Consider the following 19305-nt stretch of genomic DNA (forward strand, 5'->3'; position numbering starts at 1 on the left):
AAAGTAAAATAAATAATCGAGAGGTAAATTTTTCAAATTCAATATAAATTATTTCGAAATTAACAAAGTTGGTATATAATAAATAGTATAATTATATGAGACAGCTATATATATGCATATAGTATATTTTTTATGTTAATAAAATTTATTATATATCATATTGTTATTATATAATTATTGCCATAAAAAGACAAGGAAAAGTATAATTTTTAAGGGGGAAGGATTTATGAGTAAAGGATTCTTGACACCTGGGGAAACAGCACAAGCAACAATAAGTGCTGGCATCAAAAAAGCGAATATTTCAACACAAAATGCAATTTTATTAGGTTTATTTGGAGGAGCATTTATAGGGTTAGGGGCATTGGGAAGTATGATAGTTAGTCAGACTTTTTCTAAGATAGACCCAGGGGTAGCTAGTTTTTTAAGTGCTATGATATTTCCAGTAGGTCTTATGCTTGTAGTGGTAGCAGGAGCAGAGTTATTCACTGGAAATACTTTAATGCTTATTCCACTTATGGACAAAAAAATAACATTAGGAAAAATGTTAAGAAACTGGGGACTGGTTTATTTTGCAAATTTAGTAGGTTCAGTTTTGTTAGTAGCAATTTTATTTTATTCTTCTACATTGACAGGGGATGTAGCTACAAAAGCTATAGCTGTGGCAGAAGCTAAAGTTAATTCAACTATGGTTTCCATGTTTTTAAAAGGAATACTTTGTAATGTTCTAGTAGTTTTAGCTGTATGGATGGCTACAGCGTCACAAGATGTAATTTCAAAGTTAGGTTCATGCTGGACAGTAATAATGTTATTTGTGTTATGTGGATTCCAACATAGCGTTGCAAACATGTTTTTTATACCAATGGGGATGGTATTAGGAGCAAATATAACTATGGTTCAATTCATAACTAATTTAGTATTTGTAACACTTGGAAATATCGTTGGAGGCTCCATAATAGTTGGAGGAATTTATTATCTTTGCTATGTTAAAAATAGTTAGATAAATAATACGAATTAAATTGCCTTTTAAAGCATTGATATCAGTGATATTGATGCTTTTTTTAAATTATTTATATTCTTTTATATGTTGTTATTTTTTTTTTTTTAATTTATTATATATTTATTGAATATAGTTTGTAATTAAGAAACTAAAAATATAAAATCCATATGATAAGCAAAATCATATATTATTGAATATAGTTAATACTATATATTAATGTAATTTAAATAAGAATGACAGCTAAAGTTCAGTATAATTTGGGAGGAAATACAATGAATAATCAAGATATATATGAAAATTTATTAAATATATTAAGTAAAGATGATATAAAGGTTGATGAACCTATGAAAAAGCATATTTCATTTAGAGTAGGAGGACCAGCAGATATATTGGTTAGACCTAGAACAGAAGAGCAATTAAAAAATGTACTTCTTTTGGTGAAAAAGGAATCAATTCCATATTTAATAATTGGAAATGGCTCAAATATTTTAATTAAAGATGGTGGAATAAGAGGCGTTGTAATAGAATTGGCAGATAATTTCAATTCTTATGAGGTAAATGATACTAGGATGATTGCTCAGTCAGGAGTTTTATTATCAGTTTTAGGTAAAGCTCTTCAAAAGCAGGAATTAAAAGGATTTGAATTTGCATCAGGAATACCTGGAACATTGGGAGGAGCATTAGCCATGAATGCTGGAGCATATGGTGGTGAAATGAAGGATATAGTAAAGTCAGTAAAATTGATGGATATGGAAGGAAATATATTTGAACTATCAAATGAACAGATGGAATTTGGGTATAGAAAAAGCATAATATCAAAAAATGGCTATATAGCTTTATCCGCAGAATTAGAATTGCAAAAAGGCAATTATGATGAAATAAAAAGTTTAATGGACGATTTGGCAACAAGAAGAATAACTAAACAACCATTAAATTTTGCTAGTGCAGGAAGTACATTTAAAAGACCAACAGGATATTTTGCAGGTAAATTAATAGAAGAAACTGGATTAAGAGGTCTTACTTTGAGAGGAGCACAAGTGTCTGAGAAGCATTGCGGATTTGTAGTTAATAGAGGAGAAGCAAATGCTAAAGATATCTTAGATTTAATATATGTTATAAAAAGTGCTGTATATGCCAAGTTTGGGGTTATGTTGGAAGAAGAAGTCAAAATACTTGGAGAGGATTAACTGATGAAAATACTGGCTGATTATCATACACATACATTATATAGTCATGGAAAAGGGACTATTGAAGACAATGTAAAGGTGGCCATTTCTAAAGGAATAAAGACAATAGGGATATCAGACCATAGTTATAAGCATATTGCATATGGTGTAAAGAAAAAAGATATTCTTAAAATGAGAGAAGAAGTAAACTATTTGAATGATAAATATGGTGATATAAATATACTCTTGGGTATGGAATGTAACATATTAGATGATAAAGGCAATATAGATATGGAAGATAAATTTATTAAAGAATTTGATTATATTATGGCTGGATATCATTTTGGTTCTACTCCAACATCATTCAAAAGTCTATTAAATCATTGTAATAATTATGTATTCAAAACTGAAAAAGCAAAAGAATATAATACAAAAGCTGTAATAAATGCAATGAGTAATAATGATATTTTTATAATTACTCATCCTGGAGATAAAGGCGATGTTTATATAGAAGAAGTAGCAAAGATAGCAAAAAAGACAGATACTAGACTTGAAATAAATAGTAGCCATTCTTTTTTAAATGTAAATCAGTTAAACAAGATAAAAGAGTTAAAAAATACATTTGTAATAGGCTCAGATGCACATTGTCCACAAAGAGTTGGTGACTTTGAACTGGCTATAAAGACTATATTTGATTCTAATCTAGATGTATCATTAGTAGAAAACATTATAATAGAATAAACATAAGATAAAAGGGAGGAGTTAGCAATGAAATTTGTTATAGTTACAGGTCTTTCAGGATCTGGAAAAAGTGAGACAATGAGAGCTTTAGAGGATATGGGATTTTATTGTGTAGATAATCTACCTCCTGCTTTGATAACTAAATTTGCAGAATTATGTTATCAGCCGAATTCAAGTATTGATAAAGTTGCTCTAGGTATAGATATAAGAGGAAGAAAGTTTTTTGAAGCTCTTCATGAAAGCTTAAATTACTTGGAAAAAGAAAATTATGAATATGAAATGGTATATTTGGATTGTAATGATGATGTATTGTTAAAAAGATATAAAATGACAAGAAGAAATCATCCATTGGCAAAAGATATGCAGATTCCAGAAGGTATAAAAATGGAAAGAAAAATAATGGAGCCTTTAAAGGAATTATCCACTTGTATAATTGATACAACTAATATGAAGCCAAAAGACCTTAAAGAAGAAATAAAGAAAATATATTCTTCTGGTGAAGATAATCCAAACTTAACAATATCTGTAGTATCTTTTGGATTTAAACATGGTATACTTGCTGATGCAGATTTAGTGTTCGATGTAAGATTTCTTCCAAATCCCTATTATATTGAGGAATTAAGGTCTAAAACGGGTGATGATAAAGAAGTTAGAGACTATGTTATGAATTCTAAAATAAGTGAAGAATTTTATATAAAACTTTTAGATATGATTCATTTTTTAGTGCCTCAATATATAGAGGAAGGAAAACAACATTTAGTAATTGGTGTTGGATGTACAGGTGGAAGACATAGGTCAGTTACTATAACAAATCTTATAGCGGAGGATTTATCTAATAAAGGATATAGGGTTGTAAAGAAACACAGAGACTCTATGTTACGATAATGGAGGCAAACATGGCTAAATTACTTATTATTGTAGGAATTTTAGGTTGGATTGCATTAATTGTATCGTTATTTATATATAAGAAAGCAAAGAATGAAAAAGTAAAATTATTTCAAAGGTCTATTGTTGAAAATAGAGACCCAAATGTGGTTGTGATAGGTGGAGGTACTGGTCAGTCAGTATTTTTAAGAGGTCTTAAACATACTACACAGAATATAACTGCGATTGTTACTGTTGCTGATGATGGTGGAGGTTCAGGTGTACTGAGAGAAGACTTAGGGATGCTACCACCAGGAGATATAAGAAACTGTCTATTAGCACTTGCAAATATAGAACCAACAATGAATGAAGTCATGCAATATAGGTTTACAGAAGGACTTTTGAAAGGTCAGAGTTTTGGAAATCTATTTTTAGCTGCTATGAATGGATTATATGGAAACTTTGAAAAAGCTGTGTATAAATTAAGTGAGATTTTTGCTATAACAGGAAGAGTTTTGCCAGTAACTTTAGAAGATGTAAACTTGGTTGCGAAATTGGAGAATGGCAACATAATAAATGGAGAATCTAGCATACCTGAAGAGTCAAAAAGTCAGAAAAGCTCTATTGACAAAATTTTCTTAAGTCCAAAAGATGTAAAACCATTAAAGGATGTTATTGCTTCCATTTATGATGCTGATATTATAATCATGGGTCCTGGAAGCCTATATACAAGTATAATACCAAATTTGCTTGTAGATGGGATTGTAGATGCCATTAAATCGTCTTTAGCTCCAAAAGTATATATATCAAATATAATGACTCAACCAGGCGAGACAGAAGGTTATAATGTATTAGAACATGTTGAGGCTATAGTAAAGCATACTGATGAAAATTTGATAGATTATGTAATAGCAAATAATGAGATATTACCTGAGGAAATGCTCAACTTATATAGGCAAGATGGAGCAGAACAAGTTTTGCTAGATAAAAAGCAAAAAGATAAATTAAAAGATATGGGTATAAGAACTGTAGAAAAGAATTTAATTGAAATAAAAAATAATTATATAAGACATGATGCAAAGTATATATCTAACATAGTTATTGAGTTAGCCCTAAATCATAATTACAACAAAAGTTAGTAAAAAAGGATTTTAAAAAATTGTGTAGAAATCCTTATCATTATGTTAGTTTTAAGGAGTGAACATCGATGAGAGAAGAGGTTAGTGCTGGTGGTGTAGTCCTGTTTGGCAATACGATTCTTTTACTAAGGAAGTTCAATGGAGATTGGGTGCTACCCAAAGGAAAAGTAGAAGAAGGGGAAAATAACCAAGAGGCAGCATTACGTGAAGTAAGTGAAGAAACTGGAGTAAAGGCAGATATATTGAAATATTTAGGTGAAATACATTATACATTCAAAGAAAACTGGGATGAAAACAGAGCAGTTCATAAAACAGTTTTTTGGTATTTGATGCAAGCAAAGAATATGGATACTATTCCACAAAAAGAGGAAGGCTTTATTGATGCCAAATTTATCCATCTAGATAGAGTAGTAGACCTAGCTAGGTACGATGATGAAAAGGAGATAATAAAGGTTGCTTTACAAGAAATAAAAAAAAGGTTAAAGAAAAATTAGTTAATAGGTGATAGAGATGTCTTTTTCAACTGAAACCAAAAATGAACTAGCGAGAATTGTATCTGAGAATGAATGTTGTAATATAGCTGAATTATCAGCTTTAGTCAAATCAGGGGGAAGTATACAAATCGTTGGATATAAAAAGCTAAATCTAAAGATAACAACTGAATTAAATTCGATAGCCCGAAAAGTATTTAAGTTATTAAAAAAGAATTTTAATATTAATACTACAATCTCTGTAAATAAGAATCAAATGTTGAAGAGAAATAACAGTTATGTATTAATGGTAACGAGTGAAATGGGTTCAGAAATATTATTAAAAAAATTAGGTATACTTGAAGATAAAGAAGGATTTTTTACTATAAACAAAATCCCAGATAACTTAATTAAACACGAAGGGTGTAAAAGAGCTTTCATAAGAGGTGCTTTTCTTGGCGGAGGTTCTATAAGTGACCCAGAAAAGAACTATCATATGGAATTTGTGACTAACAATGAGGAGTTTGCAGATTCTTTAAAAGAACTTATAAACTCTTTAGGTTTTAATAGTAAAATTGTGGCTAGAAAAAATAATCATGTTGTTTATATTAAAGAAAGTGAGCAAATATCTGATTTGCTGAGTATTATAGGAGGACACCACGCTCTTTTAAGTCTCCAAAATACTAAAATAGTAAAAGAAATGAGAAATAATGTAAACAGGATAGTAAATTGTGAGACAGCTAACCTTTCTAAAACAGTAAATGCAGCAGTAAGACAAGTGGAAAATATTAAGTTCATACAAGAAACTATAGGAATTAGCAGTTTGCCAGAAAATCTACAAGAAATAGCTAAGATTAGAATTGAGTATGAGGACATGACTCTCAAAGAACTTGGAGAGATGTTAGAGCCACCAATAGGAAAATCTGGTGTAAATCATAGACTTAGAAAAATAGAGGAAATCGCGACAGATTTGAGAAAAAAATCGTTGTAATAAAATGAGGGGACAATCTCAGGATAAGTATTAATTTTTAACATATAATGGGATATGTTGAAGTTAATCCCTATTTTGAGATAAAAGTCTCTGTTTTTGTTTTAAGACATATATTTGTGGTAAAATTAAATTTATAAAACAGGAGGTGATTTAATGAACAAAGATTTTGCTCATCTTCATGTACATACTGAGTATAGTTTACTTGATGGATTTTCGAGGGTGAAAAAACTTATAAAAAGAGCTAAGGAGTTAAATATGAGCTCAATAGCTATCACTGACCATGGTTGTATGTTTGGTGTTATAGATTTCTACAAAACAGCTATAGAAGAAGGAATAAAGCCAATTATAGGGTGTGAAGTTTACACAGCTGCACGTGGGCTTAGAGATAAAGACCCAAACTATGATAAATATCAAGGACATTTAGTTCTATTAGCTAAAAATATAGAAGGTTATAAAAATTTAATAAAAATAGTTTCAACTTCATATGTAGAAGGCTTTTATTATAAGCCTAGAGTTGACATGGAAGAACTTAAAAGACACAATAAAGGGATTATAGCACTTTCTGCATGTCTTGCAGGAGATGTAGCACGTGCTTTAATGAATAGAAATTATGATAAGGCAAAACAATTTGCTATTGATTACAGAGATATATTTGGAGAAGAAAATTTCTTTTTGGAGATTCAAGACCATAATTTGCCTGAGCAAAAAGAAGTAAATTCTGGACTAGTGAAGTTATCAAAAGAGACTGGTATTCCACTGGTTGCAACTAATGATGTTCACTATGTAAATAAGGAAGATTCAAAGATACACGATGTACTTATGTGTATTCAAATGGGAAAAACATTAAATGACCCAAATAGAATGAGATTTGGTAGTGATGAGTTTTATTTGAAATCAAGAGAAGAAATGGAAGAACTATTTCCATATGCATTAGAAGCTATTGACAACACTACGAAAATAGCTGACATGTGTAATGTAGAGTTTGATTTTAATACTATACATCTTCCTAAGTATGATGTTCCAAAAGGATATACACCAGAAACTTACTTAAGGGAGCTATGTTTTAATGGACTAAAAGAGAGATATGATAGTCCTAGTGATGAGGTATTAGAGAGGTTAAATTATGAATTAGATGTAATTGAAAAAATGGGTTATGTGGAGTACTTCTTAATTGTATGGGATTTCATAAATTTCTCTAAAGAAAATAATATTATAGTAGGTCCAGGTAGAGGGAGTGCAGCAGGCTCAATCGTGGCTTATACACTTAAGATAACTGATATAGACCCAATAAAATATTCTCTCTTGTTTGAACGTTTTTTAAATCCAGAACGTATATCTATGCCAGATATAGATATAGACTTTTGTTATGAGAGAAGAGAAGAAGTTATAGATTATGTAAAGAGAAAATATGGTGATGACCATGTCGCACAAATAATAACTTTTGGGACAATGGGTGCAAAAGCTGCAATAAGAGATGTTGGAAGAGTGTTAGATATAGGCTACAATAAAGTTGACAAGATAGCTAAAGAAATTCCTTTTGCTTTAGGAATGACAATAGATAAAGCTCTAGATACAAATCCTAATCTTAAAGAATTGTATGACCAAGACCCTGAAACAAAAGAGATAATAAATATATCTAAACAGATAGAAGGAATGCTAAGACATGCTTCTACTCATGCAGCAGGAGTAGTTATATCAAAAAATCCTGTGGATGAGTATGTGCCTTTATATAAACATCAAGATGCAATAACAACACAATTTACTATGACGACACTTGAAGAACTTGGTCTTTTAAAGATGGACTTTCTTGGATTAAGAACGCTGACAGTTATAAGAGATACTCTTGACCTAATAGAAAAAAATAGAGTTATAAAAAATTATACAGAAAAAATAGACTTTTCAAAGATGGATTATGATGACCCAAAGGTATATGAGATGCTTTCATCTGGAAATACATTAGGAGTATTCCAGTTGGAGAGTGCTGGTATGAGAAGCTTTATTAAGCAACTAAGACCAGACAACTTTGAAGATATTGTAGCGGGAATATCTCTATTTAGACCAGGTCCAATGGACTCTATACCTGCATATATAAAAAATAAAAGTAATCCAAAAGATGTAACATATCTACATGAAAAACTAAAGCCTATAATGGAAGTAACCTATGGTTGTTTGGTGTATCAAGAGCAAGTTATGCAGGTTGTTAGAGATTTGGGCGGTTATAGTTATGGTCGAAGTGACTTAGTTAGAAGAGCCATGAGTAAGAAAAAGATGGATGTAATGGAAGAAGAAAGACAGTATTTTATTCATGGTAAGTTTGATGAGGATGGTAACATAGAAATTGCAGGCTGCATAAGAAATGGTGTAGAAGAAGAAATAGCTAATAAAATATTTGATGATATGATAGACTTTGCTCGTTATGCATTTAATAAATCACATGCAGCAGCATATGGAGTTTTAGCATATGAGACAGCTTATCTAAAAACATATTATCCAGTTGAATTTATGGCAGCATTAATAACAAGTGTTATGGGAAATACTGACAAGGTAGTTGAGTATATAAGAGAATGTAAAGCATTAGAAATAGATGTATTACCTCCAGATATAAATAAAAGTTTTTCAAAGTTTTCAGTTGAAGGGAATAATATAAGGTTTGGCCTAGCTGCTGTAAAGAATGTTGGTGTAAACATAATAAACAACATAATTGATGAAAGAGAATCTAATGGATTATTTGTAGATTTAGTAGATTTAGTTAAAAGATTAGACCAAAAAGATACAAATAAAAGAGTAATAGAAAGTCTAATAAAATGTGGAGCTTTTGATAATATAAGTGAAAATAGAGCTAGCTTAATGGTTGGTTATGAAAGCTTATTAGAAAGTGTATCTATGGATAGAAAGAAAAATGTTCAAGGTCAAATTTCTCTATTTGATGCTTTTGGAGATAGTGAAGAAGATAATGATTTTCAACAAATATATAGTTTACCTAAAAGGCAAGAGTATGAGGAAAGAGAGAAACTTAACCTTGAAAAGGAAGTGCTGGGAATGTATGTAAGTGGACATCCTTTATCACAATTTGAAAAAGAGTTGCAAGAAAAGACATCTATAGATAATGGAAAATTAAATTCATTAAAAGAGGACGAAGAAGCATATATACAAATGAATGAAACAGATGCCATAATGGGCGGAATGATTGTGAATAAAACTATAAAAACTACAAAGAGAAATGAAATTATGGCATTTATTGAATTAGAAGATTTGTATGGTGCTATAGAAATAGTAGTTTTTCCTCAATTGTTACAAAAATACAATGTCATTTTAAATGAAGATAATATAATCTATGTAAAAGGAACATTAAGTATAAAAGAAGGCGAAAATGCAAAACTTATAGCTAGAGAAATAAAAGATATAGACGATAGCACTGATTTTGCAACTAGAAACTACAATTCAGGAAGAACTAAAAGTATACAAAATATTAAACCAGAAAGTGGTAAAAAATTGTATTTGAAAATAGATAGTATGTCTGACACAGATACAACCAATAATATTGTAGAAATAGCTAAACAACATCCAGGCAATGATAGTATATACCTATATCCTATGGATGAAAATATAAATGGTAAGCGTAAAGCGTATAAAATGACAGGAGTATTGACCTGTATATGTGATGAATTTATAAATAACTTAGAAAAGTTACTTCCTAAAGATAACATAAAAATAAAAGCTTAGTTTTTTGGATAAAAATCTAAATATATTATAATAATATGAAAAATATTGTCCGTTTTGTGATATAATATCACAAAATGGACATTTAAGGACATTTAATTTTTTTAGTCTTGATGGGATTGAAAAATGATATAGGGACAAAAAAAGTCCATTAACATACAATAACAATGATTATAATAAAAAATTGACATAAAATCCAAGGAGGTAAAAAATGAAAACTATAGGATTACTAACAAGTGGAGGAGATGCTCCAGGAATGAATGCTGCGATTAGAGCGGTTGTAAGGTCAGCAATATATTATGGATGCAAAGTATATGGAATCAATAGAGGATATAAGGGATTACTAGAGGAAGATTTAACTGAAATGAACTTATCTTCTGTTGGAGATATCATACACAGAGGAGGAACTATATTAAAATCTTCTAGATGTGAAGAATTTAAAACAGAAGAAGGTAGACTAAAAGCAGTAAAAATTCTTAAAAAGTATAAAATTGATTGTTTAGTTGTAATTGGTGGAGATGGCTCATTTACAGGAGCTCAAAAACTTAGTGACTTAGGATTTCCAGCTATAGGTATACCAGGAACTATAGACAATGATTTAGCATATACAGATTATACTATAGGATTTGATACTGCAATGAATACTATTATAGATGCTATAGGTAAGATAAGAGATACATCATCTTCTCATGAAAGAGTTAATATAGTTGAAGTAATGGGAAGACACTGTGGAGACTTAGCTCTATATGCAGGTCTTGCAGGGGGAGCTGAAACTATAATAGTACCAGAAGTAGAAATTAAAGTGGATGAAGTCGCTTTAAGACTAAAGACTACTCAAAAAAGAGGTAAGAGACATAGTATAATCGTTCTAGCAGAAGGAGTCGGAAGTGCTAGCGATTTAGAAAAAGAACTTAAAAAAGAGTCAGGAGCAGATTTAAGAGTAACTGTATTGGGTCATGTCCAAAGAGGAGGAAGCCCAACTGTATTTGATAGAATACTAGCAAGTAGACTTGGTGTAAGAGCAGTAGAATTATTACTAGATGGAAAATCAGCTAGAGTTGTAGGAATAAAAGAAAATAAGATAATTGATTTAGAAATAAGTGAAGCTTTAGCTCAAAAGAAAGTATTTGATAAAGAAGCTTATGAGATGGCAAAAATATTATCTATATAAGTTTTAGTATTAAAAATAAATCTGTGGAATAATATCTCAGGAGGAGCAAATATGTTAAATAATGTAAAGAAGACAAAAATTGTTTGTACACTAGGTCCAGCATCACAAAGTGAAGAAGTTTTAACTCAACTTATGCAAAATGGTCTAAATGTGTGTAGATTTAACTTTTCTCATGGTTCACATGAAGAGCATAAGGAAAGAATAGATATGGCGAAAAAAGTTAGAGAAAAATTAAATAAGCCAGTTGCTATATTATTAGACACTAAAGGTCCAGAAATTAGAACAGGTAATTTTGAAGACCCAGAGGTACTTTTAGAAGAAGGACAAAAGTTTACTATAACTATGAAAGACGTTATGGGAACTAAAGAAATGTGTACAGTAAGCTATAAAGGACTTGCTGAAGACGTTAAAGCAGGAGATTCTATATTAATAGATGATGGTCTAGTTGGTTTAAGAGTAAAAGAAATAAATGGGGAAGATATAGTTTGTATTGTTGAAAACTCGGGAATAGTTAAAAATCATAAAGGAGTAAATGTACCTGGTGTTAAGATAAATTTACCAGCAATAACTCCTAAAGATATAAGCGATATAGAGTTTGGGATAAGTCAAGGTATAGATTATATAGCAGCTTCTTTTGTAAGAAAGGCATCTGATGTACTAGCGATAAGAGAAATACTAGAGAATAATAATGCAACCGATATACAAATAATATCTAAGATAGAAAACCAAGAAGGTGTAGAGAACCTAGACGAAATATTAAAGGTTTCTGATGGTATAATGGTAGCTAGAGGTGACTTAGGTGTTGAGATACCTACTGAAGAGATGCCAATAGTTCAAAAAATGATGATAAAAAAATGTAATGAATTAGCAAAACCAGTTGTAACTGCGACTCAAATGCTTGATTCTATGATAAGAAATCCAAGACCAACAAGAGCAGAAGTTACAGATGTTGCTAATGCTATATATGATGGAACAGATGCGATAATGTTATCTGGAGAAACTGCTGCTGGAAAATATCCTGTAGAAGCAGTAAAAATGATGGCTACAATAGCAAAAAGAACAGAAGAAACTTTAGATTATGATAGATTACTAAAGGAAAATGGTACTAACAATGTTACTGTAACAGATGCAATAAGTCATGCAACTTGTACAACAGCAGTAGATTTAAATGCATCAGCTATAATAACATCTACTTCTTCAGGATACACTGCTAGAATGGTATCTAAGTTTAGACCAAAATCTCCAATAATAGCCACTACAAATAATGAAAAGACTATGAATAAATTAGCTCTTACATGGGGAGTTTATCCAGTTAAATCTTCTGTTGCAGGAAATACAGATGAAGTTATAGAAAAAGCAATAGAAGCAGCTAGACAAGCAGATTATATAGATAATGGAGAATTAGTAGTTATAACTGCTGGAGTACCAGTAGGAGTAAGCGGAACTACTAACTTAATAAAGGTACATGTAATAAGTGAAGAAATTGTTCAAGGTATAGGTGTAGGTAATCAAACAGTTGAAGGTAAAGTTCGTATAGTAAAGAATGGTGAGACTTGTATAGATTTCAATGAAGGAGACATACTTGTTTCTACTACTACTGATGCTGAAATGAACAATTATATAGAGAAAGCAGGAGCTGTAGTAACGGAAAATGGTGGAATGACATCACATACAGCTATTGTAGGTATAAACTTAGATATACCAGTTATCGTGTCTGCTACAGATATAACAAATCTAGTAAAAGATGGAGATGTTGTAACTGTGGATGCATCAAGAGGTGTGGTATATAGAGGTTCAACTAGAGTTTTATAGGAAAAATAATAAATTTATTTATCAAGGGGCTTTATAAGCTCCTTTTTTTTTGGTAAAATAAAATATTGTAGCTTAGTAAAAAATATAGTTTAGTTAATAGCAATATTTTAATATAAATTTAAAGCAAAAAGTTTGTAAAGGTTTAAATATAATAGATTGATTGGAGGGTGATTTATGCTTTCGAAAAACGAGGTGTATATTGTAGATATAGTAGACATTGGACAAGGCGGAGTAGGAGTAGGAAAGTACAATGGTATTACAGTTTTTGTAGAGGGCGGATTAATACAAGATAAGGTCAAAGTTAGGATTAATAAAGTAAAGAAAAATTATGCTGTAGGAGATATTGTTGAGATAATAGAAAAGTCTCCATTTAGAGTAAAAAGAGTGTGTAATGATAATCTTAGGGATTGTGGAGGATGTCAGATACAGGATTTAGATTATAATAAGCAGCTTGAAATGAAAACGAATGAAGTTAAGCAAGTACTTACTAGAATAGGTAAGTTAGAAGATGTAGAAGTTCATGACACTATAGGAATGGAGAATCCATATAGATATAGAAATAAAGCACAATTTCCAATACAAAAGAATGATGGTGTCCCAATTATTGGTTTTTATAAAAAGAAGACTCATGATGTAATATCGACAGAAAAATGTGTAATACAACATGAGATAAATGACAAAATTGTTAAGATAATAAAAACATATATAAGAGCTTATAAAGTGAGTATATATGATGAAAAGACTCATACAGGATTAATTAGACATTTGGTAACAAAAATAGGTTTTACAACTAAAGAAGTGATGGTTGTATTAGTGGCTAATGGAAATAAACTTCCATATCTTAAAGAATTAGCTTCTGTACTTAAGGAAAATATACCTGGTTTTAAAACTTTGGTTGTAAATGTAAATCAGAAAGATACAAATGCTATTTTGGGAAGAGAAAATATAGTTATTTATGGTGATGGAAAAATAAATGATTATATAGGCGACTTAATGTTTGAGATTTCACCATTATCATTTTTCCAAGTAAATCCTGTCCAAACTAAAGTATTGTATGATAAAGCTCTTGAGTATGCAAATCTAAAGGATACTGATACTGTTTTTGATATCTACTGTGGTATAGGTACAATATCTTTATTTTTGGCACAAAAGGCTAAAAAAGTTTATGGTATAGAAATTATAGAAGACGCTATAAAGGATGCTAAGATAAATGCTAGATTAAACAACATACATAATGCAGAATTCTATGTTGGCAAGGCAGAAGAGGTTGTGCCTAAGATGTATAGTGAGGGTAAAACTGCTAATGTCGTAGTTGTAGACCCACCTAGAAAGGGATGTGACGAAAAAGTCCTAGAAACTATTGTTTCAATGAATCCTGAGAGAATAGTTTATGTTTCTTGTAATCCTTCTACTTTAGCGAGAGATTTAGATTATCTAAATATGCATGGATTTAAATGTGTTGAGGTCCAGCCTGTAGATATGTTCCCTCATTCTACACATGTGGAAACTGTAGCTAAGATAGTCAAGAAATAGTAATATTTATATAGATGATATATTGTATTTGCCACTGTAATTTAATTTCGGTGGCAAATTTAGTTTATAAATTAAAATTTTAAAATGATAAATTAAGGAACAAAGCTCGTAATCTTATAAAATTTAAGAATGTAAGAGATGCACTTTTAAAAGGCAATATAGATTATTTTAATATAATATGGATAGGAGAGAGTAAGAGACATGAAAGATGAGAACGTAAGTTATTTGGGATTGGGATTATGCTTTGGTGTTATTTTGGGTTTAATATTTAAAAATTTAGCTATTGGTTTATCTATTGGGTTACTTATTGGAGTAGTATTAGATAGTAATAAAAACAAAACTAAATAGAGTTTTTATAGTAGAGTATAGCTAAAAATAAGAATTTGTTTTGACCTTTATAGTAAAAAAGAGATAAAGTTAAATGTCTGGGTATATTAAATTGTAATTGAATATAAAAATATTTTATGATAAAATAGCAATAATATTATTATAAAAGGAGAGTTTTGCCTGATGTCAGAGTTTTATATAATGGTAACCAACAAATAAATAGTTGGAGACATAGATATTCTGTATAATCAGAATTTTTAAGTGTATTTTTGATACATTTAATTGTTGTGTCTTACTCTGCCTTTATAGATAACTAACATATGACAACAAATAATAATATTATATATTACTTTGTTAAATTGTGGTGTAGTGGGCTTTAATCTGCTACACCTTTATTAATTTTACATAGTATTATTTTGAATATAATTATGTTGAAATAGAAAATATTAAATTTTTTAGTCCACAGGAGTTTTCTGTTTTTGTGTAGGTAAATATATACCACATAAAAAGGCAGATACAAATACCTGTGGACTTTTTTTGTATAAAATACAAGATATTCATGTAATAAAAGTGAATATTACTGAACTTAGTAAATTAGCTAAGTCTCATAAAAGATTTTAAAAAGAAATGAGATTTAGTGTAAAGCATAAGATGTTTATTTTTAGGAGGATGAAAAATGAATTATACAAATAGAAAACGAGCTTATTATCAGGATAATTTCTGTATGGATAACTTTATTTGTAAACGATGTGGTCATCTTAGTTCTAACGAAGTGGCAGCAGACGACAATCCAGTGAAATTGATATCTATTGCACTAAAACCGTTGGCACAACCACCTTTCCCACTTGAAAAAATTACTGAGAAGATAGAAAAGGAGGATGAAAAATGAATGATATAAAACAGATTGATTTACAGGAATATGGTCTAGATAGCAGCTTTATCACTCAGAGTATCGAATATAATGATTTGTATATTGCACGTATTATCTCACAGGAAAAAACCTTTATCAGGTAATATGGCTCTGCTTGGTTCATCAAGGGTTGCAAAATCTTCATTAATTAAATTGTATGCTGGGCGAAGAGCGTTTGAATACAAAGGAAATGCATATAGATGATGATAAAGGACGACATGCCACGACTAGATGAGAGTTATTTTTATTCTGTGCATTCATTTTCTTAGTATATATACTATTAACATGTTAGATTTGCCACCAACTTATTACTTTAATGAGGCCTTGGTGGCAAAATTAATTTATTGTATTATTTAAATATGTTATTATAGTCATCATATTGACAATATTCTGAGCCTGTGATAATCTATAATAGTCAACATGATGACTGTTATAGATTTATATAAGAATAGTTAATTTATATAACTGTATGAGGAGATATCTTGGTGTTTATGTTTGATAACCGAATGTAGAGTGAAAAGAAATATCTATTAATTAAAACATGAGGAGATATTAGTATGAATAATAAAATTATTAATGTTCAAAATTTAACCAAAACTTTTGGTGAGAAAGAAGTTATTTGTAGATGTAATATGACAGTTCCACAGGGCGTAATTTATGGGTTTCTAGGAGCAAATGGTGCAGGAAAAACAACAATTTTTAAACTCATAACAGGATTATTAAATCCAACTTATGGACAAATAAATATTCTTGGTTTAGATATTGGTAAAAACCATAACAAGATATTGAAACAACTTGGATGTATGATTGAATCTCCTATTTTTTATGACCATCTTTCTGCTACAGAAAATTTGGAAATACACCTTAAGTATATGGGTTGTATTGATGCTAATATTGAAAAAACATTAAATGATGTAGGGCTTGTTAACATAGGGAAACAGCCTGTATCTAAATTTTCTCTTGGAATGAGACAACGATTAGGGATAGCTAGAGCGATTATTCATAAACCACGTATTTTAATACTTGATGAGCCAATAAATGGTCTAGACCCAATGGGAATACGAGAAATGAGAGAACTTTTTATAAGACTTGTTCAAGAAGAACATATGACTATTCTAATATCTAGCCATATTCTCAGTGAAATTGAGTATATAGCAGATATTATTGGTGTGATTGTAAATGGTAGTATTGTGGAAGAAATTACTTTATTGTCTATTAAGGAAAAATTTCCAGAGGGGTTAGAAGAGTATTTCTTTAATATTATGAATGGGGGAAATACATATGAATAATTTGATGAGATTAGAATTAAGGCGTATCAATGTTAAAATTTATCTAATAGCTACAGGAATCATTACTATGTGTAGTTTTTGTATGCTATATATGTTTGCATATATGTCTATGATAGGTTCAGATGGGGAATTTTTTGATTATATAGGTATACTATCTATTACTAGTTCTATAAATATGGCATGTTTTTGTGTACTTGGCTCTGTGATGCACTCACGATTTATTATTGATGAATATATCGGCAAACGAGCTATGTTACTATTTTCTTATCCAATTGAAAGAAAAAAGGTATTTTATTCTAAATTCTTATTAGTAACTTTATTTACTGTTGGAGGAATGATTTTGAGTAATTTACTCATGTTTGTTATTTTTTTCTTAAGTGAAGCAGTTTTTCCAATTGTTAATGATAGCCTTTCAATTAGTATAATAAGTAAGTCTATTTTTATAACATTGATGATGGCCATTATAGCAGGAGGATTTTCAGCAATATCAATGTCAGTCGGGTTCAAGCGTAAATCTGTACCAACAGCAATTGTGGTAGCAGTAATACTTTGTGCTTTAGTTACTAATATTTTATCTCTTTCACCTCTTACAATGATACCAATAATTGCCACTACAATATTTTCAATAATAGTTTCGTTTCTTAGCGTTAAGTCACTAGCGAATAGAATCAATTATTTAGAAGGATAAATAGAAAGAAATATGAGTTATACTAAAGTCAAATTGAAAGACTATTCATTGCATTTGCTCATTAGTATATACATCATATGAAATTTTGTGAAGAGTATTTGTTTTAAAAGGTATGAGTTAGAATAGTAATAAATTTTATATAAGTGTCCAAAATGGCATATAATAAGAGTATACCATTTTGGATGTTACTTTATATTTGAATATATTTAGTGCTAAAACCAACTAAAACTTCCTTTATTATTTCTTTTTGAATAATACAAAGCATAATCTGACTGTTTATATAAAGATTGAAATGTATCTAAATTATTTTCTAATCTAGATATACCTATAGAGCAAGCGTTGCTACTAGAACACAATTCTAAAACCTTTTTTGCTTTATTTTCAACATCCTCTTTTGATTGATTGCCATATTCAAAAACAGCAAATTCATCTCCACCAAGTCTTCCGATAATAGCATCATTGATAAATACTTTAGTCAAAATTTCTGAAAAATGTATTAGTATCTCATCTCCTCGAATATGACCAAATATATCGTTTACCTGTTTGAAATTATCCAAATCAAAAATGTAAAAGTAGCCATGTGAAACAGTTTCAAGCATTTCTTTTATATGTACTTCAAAAAAATGTCGATTATATAGTCCAGTCATGAGGTCTTTTTCTGATTTTTGCTTAAACTCATGTGCCATCGCTAATGCTTCTTGTGCTCTTTCAGCTATAGTTTTAGGATAATATTCATCTTTCATTTGGTCAAAATTTGGAATAGAATGGTGTACATGCATAAGTCTAATTATATCACCTGTAACTTTATATACTATTGTAAAGCGAGTATCCATTTCTATATAAACATCTTTTTCTAAATAATCTTTTTCTATAACCCAAAGAGTTCCATATACGATAAAAGTTTCATCTGTGACTTTGACACATGAATACCATTCATCTATAATTTTAAAGTCTATCTGTTCTGATTCTTTTTGGTCTTTTTTAAGATTCATAATAAATTCTTCTAATGATTCATAAAATTCATGTTTTCCTGTTCCAATTAATGTAAGGTTATCATCTAATAAGGAAATAATAAATTTAATACCTTCTTCTTCTGGATTTAAAACATAAATATGCCAAATCTTTTTTGATAAATCATTTAATGTTTTTTGTATTGTATTATCTTCCATGGATTACCCCCTTAAGATTTGCAGTTTATAGTTTTAGTGTATTATAAATTAAACTATTATTACAATATTATAATATAGAACTAAATAAATTGCATCATGTGTAAAGAGAAGTATGTTTTTTATAATAAAATTATTATAGTAAAGTAATCAATTTAATAGAAGTATTACATTTTAAAACTATGAAGAAAAATGGTAAATTAGATTTGAATTTAACTATGAAGAAATAAAATAAATCTAAATGAATTAGAGTTTTAATCTATACTTGAACATAAATAATCTTTATGATATGATGTCAATAATGATACTATGAAAGGAGTG

General features: G+C 29.7%; 17 protein-coding genes. 16 read left to right on the plus strand and 1 reads right to left on the minus strand.

Going from position 1 to position 19305, the window contains the following annotated elements:
• The first annotated feature begins 226 nt into the window (after window positions 1-226).
• The 16 genes from Q3223_RS18845 (at window position 227) to Q3223_RS18920 (ending at window position 17818) form a co-directional block, all read left to right on the plus strand.
• Entirely contained in the window at window positions 227-997 is a 771-nt protein-coding gene (locus Q3223_RS18845) for a formate/nitrite transporter family protein (RefSeq protein ID WP_284182439.1), read from the plus strand.
• A 272-nt stretch (window positions 998-1269) separates the two neighbouring features.
• Window positions 1270-2184, plus strand: a complete 915-nt coding sequence (murB, locus tag Q3223_RS18850; protein ID WP_074179242.1) for a UDP-N-acetylmuramate dehydrogenase — start codon at window positions 1270-1272, stop codon at window positions 2182-2184.
• A gap of 3 nt (window positions 2185-2187) precedes the next feature.
• Entirely contained in the window at window positions 2188-2904 is a 717-nt protein-coding gene (locus Q3223_RS18855; RefSeq protein ID WP_054275752.1) for a PHP domain-containing protein, read from the plus strand.
• A 27-nt stretch (window positions 2905-2931) separates the two neighbouring features.
• The gene (gene rapZ, locus Q3223_RS18860; RefSeq protein WP_054271845.1) at window positions 2932-3789 is read left to right on the plus strand and encodes an RNase adapter RapZ; all 858 of its coding nucleotides are present in this window, start codon (window positions 2932-2934) and stop codon (window positions 3787-3789) included.
• Window positions 3790-3800: 11 nt separating this feature from the next.
• Entirely contained in the window at window positions 3801-4907 is a 1107-nt protein-coding gene (yvcK, locus tag Q3223_RS18865) for a gluconeogenesis factor YvcK family protein (RefSeq protein ID WP_176702492.1), read from the plus strand.
• 68 nt (window positions 4908-4975) lie between these two features.
• Window positions 4976-5401, plus strand: a complete 426-nt coding sequence (locus Q3223_RS18870; RefSeq protein ID WP_003416968.1) for an NUDIX hydrolase — start codon at window positions 4976-4978, stop codon at window positions 5399-5401.
• Between the two features lie 16 nt (window positions 5402-5417).
• Complete coding sequence (gene whiA, locus Q3223_RS18875; protein ID WP_054271843.1) at window positions 5418-6368, plus strand: DNA-binding protein WhiA; 951 nt, start codon at window positions 5418-5420, stop codon at window positions 6366-6368.
• Between the two features lie 153 nt (window positions 6369-6521).
• The gene (locus Q3223_RS18880; RefSeq protein WP_074179245.1) at window positions 6522-10091 is read left to right on the plus strand and encodes a DNA polymerase III subunit alpha; all 3570 of its coding nucleotides are present in this window, start codon (window positions 6522-6524) and stop codon (window positions 10089-10091) included.
• Window positions 10092-10299: 208 nt separating this feature from the next.
• A complete protein-coding gene (gene pfkA / locus Q3223_RS18885; protein ID WP_054271841.1) occupies window positions 10300-11259 on the plus strand; it encodes a 6-phosphofructokinase in 960 nt (319 codons plus the stop codon).
• A gap of 51 nt (window positions 11260-11310) precedes the next feature.
• On the plus strand, window positions 11311-13071 hold the full coding sequence (pyk, locus tag Q3223_RS18890) for a pyruvate kinase (RefSeq protein WP_054271840.1): 1761 nt from the start codon (window positions 11311-11313) through the stop codon (window positions 13069-13071).
• Between the two features lie 174 nt (window positions 13072-13245).
• Entirely contained in the window at window positions 13246-14604 is a 1359-nt protein-coding gene (gene rlmD, locus Q3223_RS18895; RefSeq protein WP_074179246.1) for a 23S rRNA (uracil(1939)-C(5))-methyltransferase RlmD, read from the plus strand.
• 201 nt (window positions 14605-14805) lie between these two features.
• The gene (locus tag Q3223_RS18900; protein ID WP_284182438.1) at window positions 14806-14952 is read left to right on the plus strand and encodes a hypothetical protein; all 147 of its coding nucleotides are present in this window, start codon (window positions 14806-14808) and stop codon (window positions 14950-14952) included.
• A gap of 655 nt (window positions 14953-15607) precedes the next feature.
• A complete protein-coding gene (locus Q3223_RS18905; protein ID WP_219673702.1) occupies window positions 15608-15820 on the plus strand; it encodes an RNHCP domain-containing protein in 213 nt (70 codons plus the stop codon).
• Window positions 15817-15945: a hypothetical protein gene (locus tag Q3223_RS18910; RefSeq protein WP_255645921.1), complete on the plus strand. Its 129-nt coding sequence runs from the start codon at window positions 15817-15819 to the stop codon at window positions 15943-15945. Before Q3223_RS18905 ends, Q3223_RS18910 begins: the two co-directional genes overlap by 4 nt.
• A 453-nt stretch (window positions 15946-16398) precedes the next feature.
• Window positions 16399-17130, plus strand: coding sequence for an ABC transporter ATP-binding protein (locus Q3223_RS18915; RefSeq protein ID WP_054271783.1), 732 nt, complete (start codon window positions 16399-16401; stop codon window positions 17128-17130).
• Entirely contained in the window at window positions 17123-17818 is a 696-nt protein-coding gene (locus Q3223_RS18920) for a hypothetical protein (RefSeq protein ID WP_284182437.1), read from the plus strand. Before Q3223_RS18915 ends, Q3223_RS18920 begins: the two co-directional genes overlap by 8 nt.
• Before the next feature lie 212 nt (window positions 17819-18030).
• Here Q3223_RS18920 and Q3223_RS18925 read toward each other — a convergent pair whose 3' ends face one another.
• On the minus strand, window positions 18031-18987 hold the full coding sequence (locus Q3223_RS18925; protein WP_284182436.1) for a GGDEF domain-containing protein: 957 nt from the start codon (window positions 18985-18987) through the stop codon (window positions 18031-18033).
• Window positions 18988-19305: the final 318 nt, after the last annotated feature.

The organism is Clostridioides sp. GD02367, assembly GCF_045900275.1.
Lineage (GTDB): Bacteria > Bacillota > Clostridia > Peptostreptococcales > Peptostreptococcaceae > Clostridioides > Clostridioides difficile_A.

Excerpts from the sequence above, each read along its gene's own strand:
- Q3223_RS18845 (WP_284182439.1), top strand. The coding sequence starts at position 227 with ATGAGTAAAGGATTCTTGACACCTGGGGAAACAGCACAAGCAACAATA.
- murB (WP_074179242.1), top strand. The coding sequence starts at position 1,270 with ATGAATAATCAAGATATATATGAAAATTTATTAAATATATTAAGTAAA.
- Q3223_RS18855 (WP_054275752.1), top strand. The coding sequence starts at position 2,188 with ATGAAAATACTGGCTGATTATCATACACATACATTATATAGTCATGGA.
- rapZ (WP_054271845.1), top strand. The coding sequence starts at position 2,932 with ATGAAATTTGTTATAGTTACAGGTCTTTCAGGATCTGGAAAAAGTGAG.
- yvcK (WP_176702492.1), top strand. The coding sequence starts at position 3,801 with ATGGCTAAATTACTTATTATTGTAGGAATTTTAGGTTGGATTGCATTA.
- Q3223_RS18870 (WP_003416968.1), top strand. The coding sequence starts at position 4,976 with ATGAGAGAAGAGGTTAGTGCTGGTGGTGTAGTCCTGTTTGGCAATACG.
- whiA (WP_054271843.1), top strand. The coding sequence starts at position 5,418 with ATGTCTTTTTCAACTGAAACCAAAAATGAACTAGCGAGAATTGTATCT.
- Q3223_RS18880 (WP_074179245.1), top strand. The coding sequence starts at position 6,522 with ATGAACAAAGATTTTGCTCATCTTCATGTACATACTGAGTATAGTTTA.
- pfkA (WP_054271841.1), top strand. The coding sequence starts at position 10,300 with ATGAAAACTATAGGATTACTAACAAGTGGAGGAGATGCTCCAGGAATG.
- pyk (WP_054271840.1), top strand. The coding sequence starts at position 11,311 with ATGTTAAATAATGTAAAGAAGACAAAAATTGTTTGTACACTAGGTCCA.
- rlmD (WP_074179246.1), top strand. The coding sequence starts at position 13,246 with ATGCTTTCGAAAAACGAGGTGTATATTGTAGATATAGTAGACATTGGA.
- Q3223_RS18900 (WP_284182438.1), top strand. The coding sequence starts at position 14,806 with ATGAAAGATGAGAACGTAAGTTATTTGGGATTGGGATTATGCTTTGGT.
- Q3223_RS18905 (WP_219673702.1), top strand. The coding sequence starts at position 15,608 with ATGAATTATACAAATAGAAAACGAGCTTATTATCAGGATAATTTCTGT.
- Q3223_RS18910 (WP_255645921.1), top strand. The coding sequence starts at position 15,817 with ATGAATGATATAAAACAGATTGATTTACAGGAATATGGTCTAGATAGC.
- Q3223_RS18915 (WP_054271783.1), top strand. The coding sequence starts at position 16,399 with ATGAATAATAAAATTATTAATGTTCAAAATTTAACCAAAACTTTTGGT.
- Q3223_RS18920 (WP_284182437.1), top strand. The coding sequence starts at position 17,123 with ATGAATAATTTGATGAGATTAGAATTAAGGCGTATCAATGTTAAAATT.
- Q3223_RS18925 (WP_284182436.1), bottom strand. The coding sequence starts at position 18,987 with ATGGAAGATAATACAATACAAAAAACATTAAATGATTTATCAAAAAAG.